Source organism: Candidatus Jidaibacter acanthamoeba, assembly GCF_000815465.1.
GTDB classification, from domain to species: Bacteria; Pseudomonadota; Alphaproteobacteria; order Rickettsiales; family Midichloriaceae; genus Jidaibacter; species Jidaibacter acanthamoebae.
On record NZ_JSWE01000145.1, the window covers coordinates 1 to 17,737 of the forward strand.

Below are 17,737 nucleotides of genomic sequence, written 5' to 3' on the forward strand. Positions count from 1 at the left end.
TAAAATGGAAAACCAAAGATGCTATGGGTTATCATAGTTATAAAACAGCTTATAATACCATTCGAGGGATTGAGACAATCAATATGTTATTCAAGGGGCAGCTTTATCACTTACTTAAGAGCTCTGCTATAAATATTAAATACTTTGTTGAAAGGCAATTTAACTTACCTACCCCTGCTTATATTTTCTAAAAAACCTCATAAAATTTTATAACTTCTTCCTTCAATTTTATTCTTTGCAACACAACCGAATTTGTTACTTTTTCTAATGCCTCAGAAAAATCTCTAAAGTATGTTCCTATACCTTTAAATCTGTGCCAATATTTATCTTTTATAGCTTCTATTCTTTGATCATTATCTTCTTTCCATCTTCTATAGTTAACAGGAGGTTCTTTACTTTCACTGTATTGTACCTTCGCACTTATACTTAAATTAGTAAGAAATTTAGTAATATCTCTTACCAGTTCTGATTCTCTTGTACTATTAGTAGCAAGTAATAGTCTTTCGCCATCAAAGCAAGCAGCACCACATACCTCAGTTCCTTGTATTAACCACCCAATAGAATCTAACCTTCTACTTTTCGAAGGAATATAATTTATATTTATATCTCTTTCTCTGCCCTGCATATTTATACACTTCTCATTTCGGTTTGGTACTTTCTAAGACAAGATAGCTAAAGAGATAAGAGATGAGTTATAGTAACTCTATTTCCTTTTAACCATATAAGAAAGAAAGCTGCTTTTAAACACATTATAAAGCAAAAAATTTAATTATGGAAGAAACTTTAGTTAACATGCTTTATTAGTTTAAACTAATTTAGAATTATTATTAAAATATTATTAATACCTTGTTAAATTAGCTAAGAATTAAAATGCCGCTCAAGTTTATTATTCACTCACATATGTAATATAGATATGCCTCTCAAGTAGTATTTTTAAAGCTTGCAATTTATTGGTGGTAAATATCTTGCGTTTTTCTCACTTATTCTCTCCTTCTTTAGTACACAGTTAGTACACGAAACAAGAAGTAGTCAGAAAATTATAACTGTCATAATCAATTAAGTTATAAATTACAATTGCTTAGGTATAAGGGTTTTAATAACTTGGTATGATTTAAATCCGATTCGTAATCAGTAGATCGGAGGTTCAAATCCTCTCTTCGGCGCCGGGTGAGTTAAGGTGTTTTGTATTTTTATTAAAATACTTTTTTAGAGTTTAAACAAACTACTTGCTTTTTACATCATTATTTCTTTTATAACAAAGGTTTAAATTTTGCTCAATAACCTTTGATTCAACATTTGAACAGCCAAGGAGAGAATGAAATAAATAATCGTGGGATACTTTATTTTGAGACTTTATAGCTTTAAAAGCATTGCTGTTCTTTTTAATATATTTATTTGAACCCCAAGCAAACATCGCTATATCATATTGTTCTTTAAGATCATCTTTTCCTTCATAAGCATTACCGAAATAATGTTTTTCAAAGAGCGAAAATCCATGATCCGAGGCATACATTAAGAAAGCATTTTTATTTTCAAATCTTTCTATAATTTTGCTTAATACCCAATCCGAATAAAAAATTGTATTATGGTAAGAATTTAAAAGCTGCTCGTGAGCACAACTCGCTGGGGATGATGACTCACAAGTCGGAGTAAAATTTTTAAATTTCTCCGGATACCTTTCGTCAAAATTCCAATGGCTCCCAATCATATGAAGAACAATAAATAAATTATCAGCTTGGTTCTTTTGTAAAAATTTATCCAGGTATAATAGCAAATATTCATCATATAAATTGCTCTGTCCCAAGTCTTTTCTAATTTCTGTTTTGGTAATAATTTCATCTGCCTCCATAATTATAGGTCCATAGGTATAATCAAGATTAGTAAAAGCACCTTGAGCACCAATCCAGGCTGTTTTAAACCCTAATGACTTAAACACGGATATAATACTTTTTTCAGATATTGCCTGTTCCCAATCACCGGACTTAGCACGAGTTAACATATAAGGAAGCGCTACTCTCGTGGATGAAGCGCTGGAGGTAGCATCTTTAAAACTTTTTAAATTTTTTATTTTAGAAAGTTGCGGGGCATTGAGATAATTAGTTTTTCCATTTAAGTAAAACATATCTCCACGCATTGCTTCCCCGATTACTAGCACTATAACTTTGGGTTCGCTGCCGTCATTTTGAAATTGAAAGGTAAAATTTTTAGTAAGGTCAACTTTCTCTGCTTTCTGCTTATTAAATACGCCGTATTTTCTCATATAAAGATCTGTATTATAAAATACATTAAACGGCATATAGCTTTGGGGCACTATTCGATTAATATATAACTTATGCTTCTTATAATCAAAATAAGTAGCTACTAAATATGAAGCAATTATAGTTGCTATTAAAGCCAAATGATAGGGTTTCTTAAATCTAAACTTTTTAGAAAAAATAATAAATAAGCTTAAGGCTAAGCTTATAAAGATAAACAATACTAATTTAAAACTTAGATACTCCAGGGTTAAATCCAGCTCTACAGAAATGATATCCTGTAATACTCCGATATCAAAAACTTTGCCGAAATTATATATATAATAATTTGAAGCTCCGCCGAAGCAAAAGAATAATAGTATCAGAATTATATATAAATAACGTAACAGGCTAATTAATGAAAACAATATGTAAGTGAAAAATAGTGCTATACTGAATTCTGTAAGTGCAATACCAATCACTTCATGTCTATCATGAAAACCGGCACTTAAAGCCATCCTATTAAATACAATTGGTAGATGAAATAATATACTATAAATAACAGAAGCAATTAATGAATTGCTATTATTAAACGCAAAAATTTTCTTAGAAAACATCTAGTTTTTAATATTTAATTTTATAATTTCTTATATAGCAGCAAGGAACAATGTTAGCTAGGAGAAATACTAGGGGAGCTTTGGTATAAAGTGGCTTTTGGTTTTACCTAAATATAAGAGTATTTTTATACTAATTTATCTGATCACATAATAACGTGTATTGTATACTCTCCTATTTCTTTTATTGTTATATTAAGCAAACAATAGTTAGCAACTATTTGCAGTTATAGATGGTTTTATATAGCTATAAAAAATCAGATAATATACAATATCTGGTGTTAGCCCTTCAGTTCCTGTATTTAAGCAATATCGTGAACAAAATATATTTCACCAAAGCTTTTTAAATACTCTATATCAAACTGTTCTGGGCTACCATATATTTCAGCAACCTTAGCTCCTTTCTCAGTCAATACAAAGTAATGATCATTGATAGAACCTTGTTTTAAAAAATTTTCTTGAAGTAATCGTGCTGTATCTCTTATATTTGCTGGATTTGCTGATACGGGTTGATACCATGCTTTATTTTGATCAATAGTACATTCATGCTCAATACGTATACTTTCTTGTTTATCAAGATATTCTGCATATAAGTACCCAGGGTGTCCATACATCTCAGCAACCACATGGTCTAGTCCATTTTTTGCTATAAAGTAGTTCTTCTCACAAACTGCAGCATTTGCATAAACAATGCCTTTGTGATCTGAAAACTTAAAAGTTGCCCCAAACTCATAAGTATGTTTTTGATTTGCATTTGGTAGCCCTTTATGAGTGGTAACAACGTTATTAGAGGTTACATCATGAATAAAATATATTTCACCAAAGCTTTTTAAATACTCTATATCAAACCGTTCTGGGCTACCATATATTTCAGCAACCTTAGCTCCTTTCTCAGTCAATACAAAGTAGTGATCCTTAATAGAGCCTTTTTCTAAGTAATTTTCTTGAAGTAGTTGTACTGTATCTCTTATAGTAGCCGAGTTTGCAGGTATGGGTTGATACCATGCTTTATTTTGATCAATAGTACATTCATGCTCAATACGTATAATTTCTTTCTTATCAAAGTGCTCTGCATATAAGTACCCAGGATGTCCATACATCTCAGTAACCATGTTACATGATTCATCCTTTGCTATAAAATAGTTTTCTTTACAAATAGCAGCATTTGCATAAAGAGTGCCTTTATGATCTGAAAACTTATAAGCCGATCCAAATTCATAAAAGAACTTATGATTATAATTTGTCAATCCTTTAACAAAATTGGAACCGCAGTTTAATACTTTTTTAGTACCATTATTGGAAGTAAATTGAGTATCAAATTCAGGATTGCTATAGTTAGAATGATTGCTTTTCTGTTGACCATGGGGTTGGGATGTTTTAAGTGTATGTAATACTGTTAGTATTTCGGGAGCAGCTTTTATAAGGCGGTCAATTTTATTTCTTATCGCGTTTACATCATTAGTGACTATGTGGTAATTATGCTCGTTATCAATGATTATTTTATATTCAGATGTTATATTCTCAAGCTGCTTTTTAATAAATTCACTTAGCTTTTTAGATTGCATTAATTCTTTTACCTTGAACCCTATCTTCTTTATAAGTTTATCATTTGTTGATAGCCTTCCATCTAGAAATCCATGATCAAATGCGGTAGTAGTTTTGTAATGAGCAATGTATTTAAGATTAAATTCTTTAGAAGGATCTAAGTTAGCTTTTACATGGTATGTTTCGCCATCAAGATGCTTAAAAACCTCCCAAAATTGTTTAGACTTAATATTCCCATTGAGAACATTACCAAGTATTTCAATAAGACTATTTAGAGTGTATTCACTATTCAACCTGTTAATTTTACTTGCTGCCCAATTACTAAAGAAAGGTATATTTTTTATAAAAGGGATAAAACTAATAAGATTTTTAATAATGTTTTTCATAGTATTAAGCTTTGCTTCATCTACTATAATTTCCGGCCAGTCCAGGATTTGTTCATACTTATCAGGTTTGCCAGTTGTGGAATTAAAGGTTTTTACTATACCGTCAAGGAAGTGGCCTCTAAGAGAGGATAATCCTTTATGTATATGTCCTGCTCCAATTGCGGTAAAGAAGTCCTTAAAATATTGTTCAAAGTTTTCATCTTTAACAAACTCTGGAAATACTCTGTAATGTTTCCCGGTTGCATGCTTACCGCAACTAGTCACAAAATTAGGAGCGGAAAAGTAATTTACTAAATGCAAGTTATCCATTTTACATGCTGTTTCACCAAGATTAGAAGTTAAGTTTTCCAGTATTCTTTTTGTACCCGGTGGATCAAATAGTACACCTTTAATATACTTCTTATATTCTTTGCAAATTGTAAATGTACTTTGTGCCGATAGCCATGCTCCTAAAGAGTGTCCTATGGTTGAGAGTTCATATTTATTATCATTAGTTAGCTTAGCTGCTTCTATTGTTAAATTGTGAGCCCATTTTTGTTGTTCATCAATCCTATTTCCTAGCGCGATCTTTATATCAGCTTTTAAGTCAATACTTTTTTAAGCTCAATTTCAGTGCCTCTATGCGCTAAAACTACTTTATGTGTTATGTCATTAATATATATAGCTCCGTAATATCCACTCTTTTCATTGTCGGAGACTACTTTATGAACTTTCCAATCACTTAGATCTATTATCGTTCCTTCTTCCAGAGAGACTTTAACTAAATCTCCTTCCTTGCTGTCTTGGTACACATGCTTTGCTAATAATACATGTATGTAATCGGTTGGATATTTTTGGTAGTTAATATTATTGCTTTCTATCTTTGCTTCTATTTTTTTAATCAAGCTCCGGCTTCCTTTAGGTGTTTTACCCCAATATACATTGCCAATAACTGTATTTCCTGTGATTGATTCAGCTAATAGTGTTATATCTTGTTCTGTGAGAGATAGAGTGCTTACATCCAGCTGTACATACCCGGCATCATTCAGTCTAACTTTATCTAAAATCTGTATAAAACTTAAACTACTAGTCATATTATAATTACCCATCCAGTTAAGCAAAAATATAAACCATAACTTAACTAAATTAAATTATTTAGTATATAATATATCTGAAAAGTGATATTTATCTAAATATATTAATTAAGTTGTATTTATATTTTATAGGATGCAATATAATTATTCTGATATAAAAAACAATGATTATTTTTATAAATCTGTTATAATAATCTTTTATTAATATTACATGTAAGTAAATATTGTAAGTAAGTTATTGTTATCAAAAAAACCACTTAAAAATATATATAATATTAAATAGCTTTAGAAAAATATAACTAATATAATTATTTACTATGGTAACATGAGCCTGTGACCATAAATGCGATCAAGCTCAAAACCTTATATCTCCTATCTTCCAAGATAAACAACAATGGATAGCCCTGCGGCGCTTGAGTATAAACTGATTAAATGCAAAGAAGCTCCCAGTTTAGTCTAAAAGCTTCCGATTTAAAATATCTTATCTTATCGCGTAGCCACCTTCTGAACTACTAACATAATGGTACTGATTGCAAAGAAGTATAAAAGCATTACGAGCAAGGTACCATTATGCAAAAAACCCATACCTAAGGTACCCAGAGAGGTTAAGCAATAATAGAAGAACCCAAATAAGCTTGAGGCTGTCCCAATACACCATTTATAATCGATTAGAGCGATCGCCAAGGCATTACTGGTAGCCATACATATGCCGAACATAATACCCATTTGTGCGATAATAGTAATAGCAACCATCCAATTTCTCGGCAGCAAAGAATATAGGTAGAGCATAAAACCAAAGCCGCCGAATAACGCGACTAATCATAAGCCCGGTAATAGAATCGGATAAAAACACCCAATACTACCCAGCATAAAAATAAAAACCCCTCCGAACACACAGGGTTTTCGCCCGACTTTATCAGAAAGCCTTCCCCAAAAGAGTATACAGATTGCAAAGCCGAAAAGGAAAATGGTTAGTGTGTATTCTGCCATTGATTCCGACGTTTGCAAGGCACGAGCAATATCAGGGAGTGGTGGGGTATAAATCGTTTCAGAAAGTTGTGGCAAACCCACAATTAATACAATAAGCCAGATAGCCGGCAATAAAACTTTTGTCATATAAACTTCGACAACTATATTTGAAAATTAAGCAATAAATTTGCACTTCCCTTTGATTAAAAGAGTGGCTGGAAATATAATTTTCTAGTTTAAACGACAATGATCTTTTTCAATTCAACCCTTTATATCGGAGAATTAATTATAAATAACATTATATCAGAAATATAACCAGTTTGTCTATTTAGGGTTCTTCTACTACTAATTCCCCCTTTTTATACCCCTAATATTTCTTTGTTGTTATTGTGAACTGAGATAAATCTAACCCTCCGCAAAAGAAATTAATTCTTTTTTGGTATTCAAGTTTATAATTTATAGAATATTTGATAAAAATCTTTCTTTCAGCTCCTCTGCTTTATTGTTATACTCTATGCGAAATTGCGGAAGCCTCTCTAGTATCGGTTTAGGATTATTACGCAAGGAATATATTGCCTTTGCAATAGTAAGCGGGCAATCTACTCTATTCACCGTTAGACCTTTATATAAAATTGGGGCATCATCATATAAACCGGAAGTAGAGCCGACAATACATGGTGTACCTACGCTTATACTTTCAAGAGCTATCATAGATGAGCATTCCGTGTGAGTAGCATAAAGTGTTACATGAGTTCCGGCCATATTATTAAATAAGTCTTCTCGGCTCATCTTTCCCGGATAAAATTTTGTTTTTTTATCATCAGCCATCCATTGGATGTTAGATAAATCAGCATTAGTTAATAATAAACTTTCTTGAACTAATCTAGTGGCAAGCAATTGCGGATAAATATTTTTGCCCCATTGAAACGAAGCGCTCCATAAACCAATAATAAAGGGAGGTACAGAATGGTTCCAAGCTTTATTTACAATGTTTTCAGGATTAGGTATCATATTTTGTAGTAAATATGATTTTATGCCGAGACACTCTAAAACTTTTTCTAACCCCTTTTTTAATGTAATAAACCCTTGTATTTTCCCACTTTGATAAAGTTCAAACCAGGCTTGAAAATGTTTATAATGTTTTTGCTCTACCCATTGTGCAGGAGAGCCATGCCATAAAAAAAAGATTTTAGGTTTATTAAAGGATAACTCTCTTAGTCTTTTAACTAGTTGTAAATGAGAATTAGTACCCCCTGAAATTATTATGTTAGCTATATTTGAATCTAATATTGTTCTTGCAACTTGATCAACTAACTTTTTTGGTTGTGGCACTTCCGGGTTTTCGTGCTCAGCAAAAGGAAACGGTAATGCATTTTCAAACAGTCCTAAAGTAGAATGCTTAACTCCAGGTGAGTACGGAGAAAAAATTGCACATAGAGAAACCTCTTGCTTAAGAGCATTGTTGTTAAGATCCTCGAATATTTGTGCAATATAAGAATTATAATTATTTTTTAATCTAAAATTTTGGACTTCATTCAGAATCCGGTGGGCTAATTTACCTGTATAAGGGTTATATAAAGCTTTGGTAGCACAAGCTTTAATTTGCTTATTGCTTAGTAGCTTGGTATATATAGAATCTACAGCTTTGTGGGTTAGACCTTTCTTATCAAGAATTGTAGAACTTTTTATAACATCCACCTTTCTTTGGTATGATTCCGGGGATGTTGAATTAGTAATAGCTTTAATGAGAAATTCATCCCAATAATTTCCGTAGATGCTCGGGTTATTAAAATATTTCTTATACGATTGGATATTTTGCCGGCATATTTGGTTTAATATATCGCGGTTGTGATGCAAATACTCTATTGCTTGTACAAAATCAGCAGGGGTACGAGCAACAATAAATTGTTGTTGAATTTCAGGTAACACTTCTCTCACTATACCGACATCAGTGGAGATAACTGCACAACCGGCTGCCATTGCCTCGATCAAAGGTAAAGGTGTTCCTTCTGCAATAGAAGCAATTAATACAATATCAGCATTAGATAAAGTAGTAAGTATTTCTTCTTTCGAAGCCGGGCTTTTCGCTTTATCAAAGATACTGATTTTGATAGGTATTTTACGTTGCTCTAAAATTTGAATTGCAGGCAATATGATACTATTTAGCCCCTTATAGTCTTTTTCGGAGTCAATTTTCCAAGCGCTATTTCCTGCCCATAAAATATGTAAGATATCACTAGGTTGATCACGCTGCTCTTTATTAGTAGAAAATTCAGGTATTTTAATATTGTCAAATATTACCTGCTCTGGAAAGGGATACTGTAAAATATTTTTATATAAATTTTTAAGCTTATGTGAGGTGACAAAGTAATTATCAATAAATTTAAATAGGGGATTATATTGAATAATTTCTAACTTTTCACTAATGAAAAGATGATCTGGAACATGGGTGGTAACTGCTATATTACATAAGAAATTAATATACTCCTCGCTACCTTTAGATTCGTTAGCTATTACATTAATTAGACGCAGTAAGTACCCCCTATAGAAAAAATGAACAACAGCATATCCCGACTGCCGAGCAAGCCACTTTAAAAAAGATTTAGGGGTAAAATCTTCAGTATATACTATTTCACATTGATATTTACTATGTAAAATTTTGGTAACATACTGCGCAACTTGGTCAAAAGCCCAACCTCGCACATCAACAACAAAAAGTACTTTTTTTATATCTATATTTTTATTCATTTTAAAGTTTGCTAATATATCGAATATTATATCTCAATATAAATATAATTGGGATAGAAAAATAACTTAATAGCCGCACTATATAATAATAACGATAGTCAGCTGCCATAGTTGTAAAAAATAATGTTATAATAAAAACTAAACAAATCATAAATATAAATAGTAGTACTTTAGCTTCCTCAAAGTAATAAAAATAGCCTTGATAATAAATCCTAGCTAAATAGCATATTCCTACTAAGACCAGTATAAAGGCAAAGCCATTTGCAGCAAGGAATACCGGAACAGTACGTAGGTATTTTACTACGATTTGTTTTAACATACTGTTATTATTTTTTATTCCATAAGGTTGGGTATGTATTTCCTCAACTACGGCATAATGGGGATACTTTCTGCCTTTTAAATTATGTATAAGATTGAGAAATCTATGTTCTAAATAGGCTAAAGGATGTCTCGTAATACCGTTAAATAAAGCTTTGTTTAGCTCATCTATATCCGCTTGAGAGTTAGTCATGTTAAATATTTTGGTATCAGGAGAATAAACTAAAGCGTTTACTAGTTCAGGAGTATAATTTTGCTTTACTTTTTCCCATGAAAACAGAGGATTATTTTGTATAAAATCAGGAAAAAGGTTTTGATCGATAATTACACTTATTCCTGCTATATCAAATATTTGTCTTAACTGCTCCGAAGGACTCTCTTTTGAGAAAAATTTAATAACACAGATGTTACCTCCTATAACTAAGCTACTCCCGAGCATGGTAAGAAATAAAATTTTTTTTATTGGAGCTTTATAGTTAAGCCATACTAGCCATACTATGATTATAGGGGCAATGAACTTAGCTTGAAATTTTACGCCCGTACCATAAAAAATAATAATCAGCAAAAAAAAATTTACAAAAACGGAGGGCTTTTTTTTTGCCATGGTATAATAGCAAGCAATAGAGATTGCCAATAAAAATGTCAAAGAGAAGCTGATGTCTTTCCATATCATTGTAGATTGGGATAGAATTGCCGGAAATAAAGGTATAACAATAAACAATAACGCAAGCTTAGGATATTTATGCTTAAAGGACTTATAAAAAATTAGGGCGCTACTCCACAATAATACTACATGGAATGCTAACATTAATTGCGGCCCTTGAGTGATATGGTTGAAAACAGACCATAACATTGACATTATAGGCGGATGGTGTGAATTAAAGCTATAACTAATACTTTGAGCGAATTGGTCTGTTGAATCACTGGTCATCCCCCCCGGGTAACCTGATATATAATTTACGACAGCAAAAAATAAAAGCAAAGCATATGCATAATAATCTCTCATACCTCTTCCATTTAATGTAGAGCTTTTTATATCTTCTTTAATCATTTCGCCTTATATCAATTTTTTTTATTTAAAATAATTTACAAAGATTTAAAATTCATTGCAAATCATTTATATAATAATTAATAGTTTTTTTTAAAAGTTTCTCAAAATTTTGCTCGGGTTTATATCCAAGTTCTTCAGACGCCTTAGTAAAATTAACATGATAACGAAGATCATGACCTGGCCTGTCTTTTACAAAACTAATCAGCTTTGAATATGAGTCGCCATCACTTCTTGGTTTTAAATTATCTAATATTTTACAAATATGGTTTACAATTTCCAAATTCGTTATTTGATTATTTCCTCCAAAACAATAGGTTTCACCCGGCTTTCCTTTTAAGCCTGCTAATAAAACTCCCCTGCAATGGTCTTTAACATATAACCAGTCTCTTATGTTTCGTCCGGAACCGTATATCGGTAAAGGCTTGTCAGCCAAGGCACATTTAATCATATACGGGATAAGTTTCTCCGAATGTTGTCGAGAACCATAATTGTTTGAACAATAAGTTGTTATGACAGGTAATTTATAAGTTTTCCCCCAAGCGCGCACAAGATGATCACTTGCGGCTTTTGAAGCAGAGTAAGGAGAGTTAGGAGAATAAGAAGTTGATTCATGAAATGCAGGTTCGCCCTCTTTTAAATCTCCGAACACTTCATCAGTTGAAACATGAATAAATCTAAAATCATTTTTATTCTCTAAAGTTTGCCAATAATTGAGAGAGGAGCTTAATAACTTTGAAGTCCCCACTATATTAGTAGTGATAAATACTTCAGGATTATATATAGAATTATCTACATGTGTTTCAGCAGCGAAATTAAATATCTTCATAATCTTATGTTTTACTAATAAGTCGCTGACTAGCTTCTGATCGCTGATATCACCTTGTATGAAGTGGAAATTTTTATGGTTTTGAGCATGCTTGAGGTTATTTAAATTAGCTGCATAAGTTAAGGCATCTAAAACTACTACATTAAAGCCTTTATCTAAAGCCGAATCTACAAAATGGCTCCCGATAAATCCCGCTCCTCCGGTAACTAGTATATTTTTATTGATCATAATATGGCATACTATATGTTGAATTTTATTAATGACTTAATTTTCTATAGTATATATAATGCAGCATGCAAGATTTTTTTAGAAAAATATAATAACATATTATTAGATATGAAAGGAATTATATTAGCCGGAGGAAGCGGAACCAGGCTTTACCCAATTACTAAAGTAATAAGTAAACAATTGGTACCTGTGTATGATAAGCCAATGATATGCTACCCGCTATCAATGCTCATGATGCTTGATATTACTGATATACTTATTATCAGCACTCCACAGGATTTACCCTCAATAGAATTATTTTTAGGTGACGGTAGTGATTTAGGTATTAAGCTCCGGTATGCCGAACAATCTGCCCCGAATGGTATTCCGGAAGCTTTTATTATTGGGGAACAATTTATAGGGAGTGATAATGTATGCCTTATACTTGGAGATAATATATTCTCAATGGGGCATCAATTTTCCATACTAAAAGAAGCGGTTAACCAACCTCTTCAAGGCGCAAAAATATTAGCTCACCATGTCTCAGACCCTGAGCGTTTCGGGGTAGTAGAATTTGACGATTCCTTAAAAGTTCTCTCTTTAGAAGAAAAACCGAAAAACCCTAAATCAAACTATGCTGTAGTAGGGCTATATTTTTATGATAATACTGTAGTAAAATACTCGAAAATGCTTGAACCTTCCCAACGCGGAGAGCTGGAAATCACTGATTTAAATATGTTGTATTTACAAAAAAGAGAGCTATCAGTAATTACTTTACCCAGAGGGACAACTTGGCTTGATGCCGGTACGCCTGAGGCATTACTTGATGCAACTTTATTAATAAGCATGATTGAAAAGCATCAGGGATTAAAGCTCGGGTGCTTAGAAGAAGTAGCGCTACGTAAAGGGTTCATATCAAAAGAAGCTTTTAAAGCACTTACTAAACAATATAAGGATGGTTCTATATATAAAAAATATCTACTCCAGGTACTAAATGAAAAATAATTTGTGCAATACACCTACCCAAATAAGTTTAAAAAGTATAGAAGATGAAAGAGGTATTCTCACTTCTGCACAATTCCAGCAAGATTTTCCTTTTACCATCAAGCGTATATACTATATATATAATAATCATGAGAATATAGCTCGGGGATTTCATGCTCATAAGACATTATGGCAGTGCATGATACCCATTGCAGGTAGTTTTAAACTTACCTTTATCGGCAAAGGAGAAAAGCACCAATTCTACTTAGATCAGCCTAGTTCTGCGGTGCTTGTTCCTCCGGGTTATTGGCGTGAGATAACGGATTTTGCACCTAACACGGTTTGCTTAGTTCTTGCTTCCGAAGTTTTTGATGAAAATGATTATATTCGTAGCCTGGAAGAATTTAAAAAGTGGGAACAGGAACAAAATACTAAGCTTCAAGCAGTACCTTTTTTGGATTTAAAAAGATATTACGACCATATAGGGCAAGAGTTATTAGTAGGATGTGAAGAAGTACTAAAGTCAGGTTGCTATATTAGCGGTTCAGAGTTATCAAATTTTGAGCAAGAGTTTGCAAAGTATTGCGGCGTGAATTTTGCTATAGGAGTAGGAAATGGTCTGGATGCTATTTCAATTACTATGCAAGCTTGGGGTATTGGAGAAGGAGATGAGGTTATAGTGCCCTGTAATAGTTTTATAGCTACTGCCTTAGGGATATCTAAAATAGGAGCCGATCCGGTACTGGTTGATGTTGATGAAACAACATATAATATAGACATTGAAAAATTAAAAAGTGCTATTACTCCCAGAACTAAAGCTATAGCCCTTGTCCATTTATACGGACAACCGGCAGACATGGACTTGATCAACACAGTAGCTAAACAATATAACCTTAAAGTATTTGAGGATGCTGCCCAAGCGCATGGTGCTGAGTATAAAGGTAGAAGATGCGGCTCATTAGGAGATGCTGCAGGTTTTAGTTTTTACCCTACTAAAAACCTTGGGGGTTTTGGTGATGGAGGTATGATCACAACTAATGATGCTGAACTAGCTAAGAAGTTACGCTGTTTAAGCAATTACGGATCTTCGGAAAAGTATCACCATACTTTATTGGGAACTAATTCCAGGCTGGATGAGATACAAGCCAAACTTTTAAGCACAAAACTAAAATACTTAGAAGACTGGAATCAAAACAGGGCACAGTTAGCTAAAATTTATTATGAACAATTGAATAATATTGAAGATCTAGTATTACCATATGTTCCGGAATGGGCAAAACCGGTATGGCATGTTTATACAATCCGCGTTCTTAATAATAAACGCCCTTTGCTTATCGAATGGCTAAAAGCCCATAAAGTTGGTTATAATATTCATTATCCGGTACCTATTCACTTACAGGTATGTTATAGAAATTTAGAATACACCCAAGGAGATTTTCCTGTCTCTGAAAGCCTATCAAATGAGATAATTAGCTTGCCGTTGGATCCGTACCACAGCAAGGTAGAAATTGAATATGTAGCCAGTATGGTTAAAACTTTTTTTGATAACAATAAGTAACTAATTTTATTAATACTTAAAACTATATTATGATGATAGGATAATTATCTAACTATGCTGGGATAAGATAAGACAAGGTAAAAGCTTAGGTATAAAAAGTTTGGAATTAAATTTTACCTATAAGATTATAAAGTTACAACCATTATAAAGACATGCCAATAAGTTGACAATAATGCATTAATAGCTTATATCACGAGAATAATTTTCAGAACTGCATTTAGCTTGATAATGAATAACTGCGAATTTAAAAAAGCAATTACGGATCTATCCCAAGGTTTCAAAAATTGGCATATGTGGTATGCAATAAGTACAATACTTATTAAACAACGTTACCGAAGATCAACTTTAGGACAATTTTGGCTCACGCTTACTACCGCAATTAATATATTTGCATTAGGTATTGTTTGGTCTTATCTTTTTAAGTTACCAATTTCAAGTTATTTATTATATGTAGCGTCAGGTATGGTTTTTTGGAACTGTATTAATTCAATCATCAATGATAGCAGCAGCATCTTCATTACTGCAGAGCATTACCTCAAACAGGTTGCCTTACCTAAAAGCACATTTGCATATGTAAACGTATCCAGGAACATAGTAATATTAGGGCATAACTTAATAATATTACCTATCATTATCTTATTTAATGCTCCTAATATTCATATAAGTATGCTTGGTATTTTACAAAGCTTTTTAGGACTATCTTTATTTATCATAAATGGCATTTGGATTTCTTTACTTTTGGGTGTAATCGGAGCTAGGTTTAGAGACTTACAAAATATAATACCGAGCTTAATGCAAATTATATTGTATATTACCCCTGTATTTTGGAAAATAGAGTATATGCCGGAAAATATAAGATGGTGGTTACAAATGAATCCTTTCTATATTTTTCTTTCTTTAGTAAGAAATCCAATACTTGGGAGCACCATACCACCTATGTATTGGATTATTGCTTCAGGTATTACAATTATAGGCCTTATAATTGCTATGATGGTTTTTACTAAATATCGTAAACGCATTATATATTGGTTGTAAAATGTCATATATTAAGTTGCAGTCCGTTAATGTTGATTTCCCTATATATAATGCTAAATCGCGTTCCTTAAGGGGGCATATTCTTAGTACTATAGGAGGAAGGATTGAACAGAGCCATGATAGAGTAGTAGTTAGAGCTTTATCAAATATTAACTTAGAGATTAATGAAGGAGATAGAGTTGCGGTAATTGGGCATAATGGCGCAGGTAAAACAACATTACTTAGAGTATTGTCGGGAATATATGAGCCTACAGCCGGCTCTATAGAAATTAAAGGGAAAATATCTTCTTTAACTGATATACAGTTAGGAATGGATGCAGAGGCTACCGGATATGAAAATATTCTTTTAAGGGGAATATTTATGGGCATGACTCCTAAAGAGATAGAACAAAAAGCAGAGGAAATCATTCAGTTTGCAGCTCTTGAAGAATTTATAAATATGCCGCTCAGAACTTATTCTTCAGGTATGTATTTACGTTTAGCTTTTGCGGTTTCCACTTGTATTGAACCTGAAATCTTAATATTAGATGAGATGATAGGGGTGGGAGATAAGAATTTTATGGAAAAAGCTAAGCAGAGAGTAAGTAAATTAATAGGGCAGTCAAAAATCATGATACTTTCTTCCCATGATACTTCATTGCTACAAAAATTTTGTAATAAAGCTATATATATGAAACATGGGGAAATAATGGAATTAGGTGATATTAATAATGTGCTCGAAAAAGTTACTATATAATATTTCATTCACGGCTTGCGGTAGAAAAACACTAATTTTAAAGAGAATTAAAAAAGCTTATTATGTTATTACTAATTAAAAAAGTATACTGCAAGCTTCGTTTGGTCAGACAGAAATTGAGAAACATATAATATTTATTTGGAAAATATTGAAGTATGGGCTAATTTTAAAACAGTTTATGAGTCATTAAAAGATAGTAAGAAATTAAAATTAAGCATTTTAATTTGCCCGATGAATGGCGCAAGACAAACAGGTTCTCTAGAGAATAAATATATTGGAATTACAAACTTTTTAAAAGAAAATAGTATCAATTTCATTTCTGGTATAAAAGGAAATCATTATATTGATTTAAACACTTTATAACCGGAGTTAGTATTATTTCCACATCCTTACAATTGTTTAAGAGTAGATCATTATACTGCTTCCATTGTATCTCAGTATAGTAAAATAACTTATATTGCTTATGGGTTTATGTTTTCTAAGTCTGATGATTTACATTATAAAGATCCTTTTTTTCAATTTTGTACCCGTATTTTTGTTGAGTCGGAATATTATAGTAAAATTAGTTAATTTATGGTACAAGGAAGAATGCAGAGATTGCATCATATTAATGGAGATGTTTTTTAATTTGTTGTTTAATCCAACGTTTCATATTAGCCCAAAATTTCTCTATCGGATTTAGATCCGGTGAGTAAGGAGGTAGGAATATAACTCTGCAACCAACTGACTCAATTAATTGTTTGCTCCTTTGAGATTTATGAAAAGAAGCATTATCCATTATTACTACTTGGCCTGGTTTTAATTTTCTAATCAAAAACTGCTCTACCCAATTCTCAAAAACCTCACTGTTACAAGAGCCGTTAAAAACACAAGGAGCTACAACTTGATTAGCATTTAATCCGGCAACTATATTCGTCCTTTGATAATACTTTCCACTCCTTTTCCCTCTGAGTGGGATCCCTTTCATGCCCCACCCTCTATCCTTACATATATTTACATCTATCCCGCTTTCATCAATGTATACAAGCTTATCTCTATCTATTGCTTTAATAGAGTCTAAGTATTCTAATCTCCTCTTTTCACTAGCTTCCACATAGGTAAAGGCTTTTTTTTATAGATAAATCCTAGCTTTTTCAACCAGTAAATCCCTCCTCCGCTACTCATCCCAAATGCTTTGCCTATATCTTCCGCTCTAGCATTCAGGTTCTCCTCTACATACCTTATAAATTTTTCAATATCTATTCTTGGCTTCGCACCCGGTCGCTTTCGAGCACAAAAATGCCCTTTGCTCTTATACCTAACATGCCATTTGTTTACTGTGGTCTTGTTCAAATTGAATACTTTTGCTGCTTCCCTTTGCCTATTCCCAGCTTCCAAGTATCTTATTACTTTCTCTCTTAGATCTAAACTATATGGACTTGTTGACATCGTTTTTCTTTTTTATTTACCTTAT

The 17,737-nt window shown here is 32.4% G+C and carries 17 protein-coding genes; 6 read left to right on the forward strand and 11 right to left on the reverse strand.

The window, feature by feature from the left end; translation table 11 throughout:
* On the forward strand, positions 1 to 191 hold a 191-nt coding region (locus tag NF27_RS12520; RefSeq protein ID WP_039454516.1), incomplete at its 5' end, for a hypothetical protein.
* Here the strand turns inward: NF27_RS12520 and NF27_RS07280 are convergent.
* The 9 genes from NF27_RS07280 to rfbB all read right to left on the reverse strand — a co-directional run bounded on the left by NF27_RS07280 (position 188) and on the right by rfbB (position 11,992).
* Positions 188 to 625 carry a hypothetical protein gene (locus tag NF27_RS07280; protein ID WP_039457671.1) on the reverse strand — a complete coding sequence of 146 codons (438 nt, stop codon included), beginning with the start codon at positions 623 to 625 and terminating at the stop codon, positions 188 to 190. The two genes, NF27_RS12520 and NF27_RS07280, sit on opposite strands and share 4 nt — an antisense overlap.
* A gap of 597 nt (positions 626 to 1,222) precedes the next feature.
* Entirely contained in the window at positions 1,223 to 2,752 is a 1,530-nt protein-coding gene (locus NF27_RS07285; RefSeq protein WP_161791831.1) for a phosphoethanolamine transferase, read from the reverse strand.
* Between the two features lie 398 nt (positions 2,753 to 3,150).
* Positions 3,151 to 5,088: a hypothetical protein gene (locus NF27_RS07290; RefSeq protein WP_039457677.1), complete on the reverse strand. Its 1,938-nt coding sequence runs from the start codon at positions 5,086 to 5,088 to the stop codon at positions 3,151 to 3,153.
* A 272-nt stretch (positions 5,089 to 5,360) separates the two neighbouring features.
* Positions 5,361 to 5,852, reverse strand: coding sequence for a hypothetical protein (locus tag NF27_RS11300; protein ID WP_152606870.1), 492 nt, complete (start codon positions 5,850 to 5,852; stop codon positions 5,361 to 5,363).
* A 486-nt stretch (positions 5,853 to 6,338) separates the two neighbouring features.
* A complete protein-coding gene (locus NF27_RS07300; protein ID WP_204367880.1) occupies positions 6,339 to 6,641 on the reverse strand; it encodes an MFS transporter in 303 nt (100 codons plus the stop codon).
* Between the two features lie 30 nt (positions 6,642 to 6,671).
* Positions 6,672 to 6,953 carry an MFS transporter gene (locus tag NF27_RS07305; RefSeq protein WP_161791832.1) on the reverse strand — a complete coding sequence of 94 codons (282 nt, stop codon included), beginning with the start codon at positions 6,951 to 6,953 and terminating at the stop codon, positions 6,672 to 6,674.
* A gap of 324 nt (positions 6,954 to 7,277) precedes the next feature.
* Entirely contained in the window at positions 7,278 to 9,569 is a 2,292-nt protein-coding gene (locus NF27_RS07310; protein ID WP_039457685.1) for a glycosyltransferase, read from the reverse strand.
* A gap of 1 nt (position 9,570) precedes the next feature.
* Complete coding sequence (locus tag NF27_RS07315; RefSeq protein WP_039457687.1) at positions 9,571 to 10,938, reverse strand: hypothetical protein; 1,368 nt, start codon at positions 10,936 to 10,938, stop codon at positions 9,571 to 9,573.
* Between the two features lie 52 nt (positions 10,939 to 10,990).
* On the reverse strand, positions 10,991 to 11,992 hold the full coding sequence (rfbB, locus tag NF27_RS07320; protein ID WP_053332674.1) for a dTDP-glucose 4,6-dehydratase: 1,002 nt from the start codon (positions 11,990 to 11,992) through the stop codon (positions 10,991 to 10,993).
* A 15-nt stretch (positions 11,993 to 12,007) separates the two neighbouring features.
* On the opposite strand from rfbB, the gene rfbA reads away from it, so the two are divergent.
* The 5 genes from rfbA (at position 12,008) to NF27_RS07345 (ending at position 16,647) form a co-directional block, all read left to right on the forward strand.
* Positions 12,008 to 12,976: a glucose-1-phosphate thymidylyltransferase RfbA gene (gene rfbA, locus NF27_RS07325; RefSeq protein ID WP_458692789.1), complete on the forward strand. Its 969-nt coding sequence runs from the start codon at positions 12,008 to 12,010 to the stop codon at positions 12,974 to 12,976.
* Complete coding sequence (locus NF27_RS07330) at positions 12,966 to 14,513, forward strand: DegT/DnrJ/EryC1/StrS family aminotransferase (RefSeq protein ID WP_084212879.1); 1,548 nt, start codon at positions 12,966 to 12,968, stop codon at positions 14,511 to 14,513. Before rfbA ends, NF27_RS07330 begins: the two co-directional genes overlap by 11 nt.
* A 228-nt stretch (positions 14,514 to 14,741) precedes the next feature.
* Complete coding sequence (locus NF27_RS07335) at positions 14,742 to 15,548, forward strand: ABC transporter permease (RefSeq protein WP_039457689.1); 807 nt, start codon at positions 14,742 to 14,744, stop codon at positions 15,546 to 15,548.
* Between the two features lies 1 nt (position 15,549).
* Complete coding sequence (locus NF27_RS07340; RefSeq protein ID WP_039457692.1) at positions 15,550 to 16,284, forward strand: ABC transporter ATP-binding protein; 735 nt, start codon at positions 15,550 to 15,552, stop codon at positions 16,282 to 16,284.
* Positions 16,285 to 16,422: 138 nt separating this feature from the next.
* Positions 16,423 to 16,647, forward strand: a complete 225-nt coding sequence (locus tag NF27_RS07345) for a hypothetical protein (protein WP_039457695.1) — start codon at positions 16,423 to 16,425, stop codon at positions 16,645 to 16,647.
* A 244-nt stretch (positions 16,648 to 16,891) separates the two neighbouring features.
* Here the strand turns inward: NF27_RS07345 and NF27_RS13035 are convergent, their stop codons facing one another.
* Positions 16,892 to 17,377, reverse strand: coding sequence for an IS630 family transposase (locus tag NF27_RS13035; protein WP_053332675.1), 486 nt, complete (start codon positions 17,375 to 17,377; stop codon positions 16,892 to 16,894).
* On the reverse strand, positions 17,350 to 17,712 hold the full coding sequence (locus tag NF27_RS13040) for an IS630 transposase-related protein (RefSeq protein ID WP_039457698.1): 363 nt from the start codon (positions 17,710 to 17,712) through the stop codon (positions 17,350 to 17,352). Before NF27_RS13040 ends, NF27_RS13035 begins: the two co-directional genes overlap by 28 nt.
* Between the last annotated feature and the right edge of the window lie 25 nt (positions 17,713 to 17,737).

Excerpts from the sequence above, each read along its gene's own strand:
- NF27_RS07310 (WP_039457685.1), bottom strand. The coding sequence starts at position 9,569 with ATGAATAAAAATATAGATATAAAAAAAGTACTTTTTGTTGTTGATGTG.
- rfbB (WP_053332674.1), bottom strand. The coding sequence starts at position 11,992 with ATGATCAATAAAAATATACTAGTTACCGGAGGAGCGGGATTTATCGGG.
- NF27_RS07285 (WP_161791831.1), bottom strand. The coding sequence starts at position 2,752 with ATGGCTTTAAGTGCCGGTTTTCATGATAGACATGAAGTGATTGGTATT.
- NF27_RS11300 (WP_152606870.1), bottom strand. The coding sequence starts at position 5,852 with ATGACTAGTAGTTTAAGTTTTATACAGATTTTAGATAAAGTTAGACTG.
- NF27_RS07340 (WP_039457692.1), top strand. The coding sequence starts at position 15,550 with ATGTCATATATTAAGTTGCAGTCCGTTAATGTTGATTTCCCTATATAT.
- NF27_RS07280 (WP_039457671.1), bottom strand. The coding sequence starts at position 625 with ATGCAGGGCAGAGAAAGAGATATAAATATAAATTATATTCCTTCGAAA.
- NF27_RS13040 (WP_039457698.1), bottom strand. The coding sequence starts at position 17,712 with ATGTCAACAAGTCCATATAGTTTAGATCTAAGAGAGAAAGTAATAAGA.
- NF27_RS07300 (WP_204367880.1), bottom strand. The coding sequence starts at position 6,641 with ATGCTCTACCTATATTCTTTGCTGCCGAGAAATTGGATGGTTGCTATT.
- NF27_RS07315 (WP_039457687.1), bottom strand. The coding sequence starts at position 10,938 with ATGATTAAAGAAGATATAAAAAGCTCTACATTAAATGGAAGAGGTATG.
- NF27_RS07335 (WP_039457689.1), top strand. The coding sequence starts at position 14,742 with ATGAATAACTGCGAATTTAAAAAAGCAATTACGGATCTATCCCAAGGT.
- NF27_RS07330 (WP_084212879.1), top strand. The coding sequence starts at position 12,966 with ATGAAAAATAATTTGTGCAATACACCTACCCAAATAAGTTTAAAAAGT.
- NF27_RS07290 (WP_039457677.1), bottom strand. The coding sequence starts at position 5,088 with ATGGATAACTTGCATTTAGTAAATTACTTTTCCGCTCCTAATTTTGTG.
- rfbA (WP_458692789.1), top strand. The coding sequence starts at position 12,008 with ATGTTGAATTTTATTAATGACTTAATTTTCTATAGTATATATAATGCA.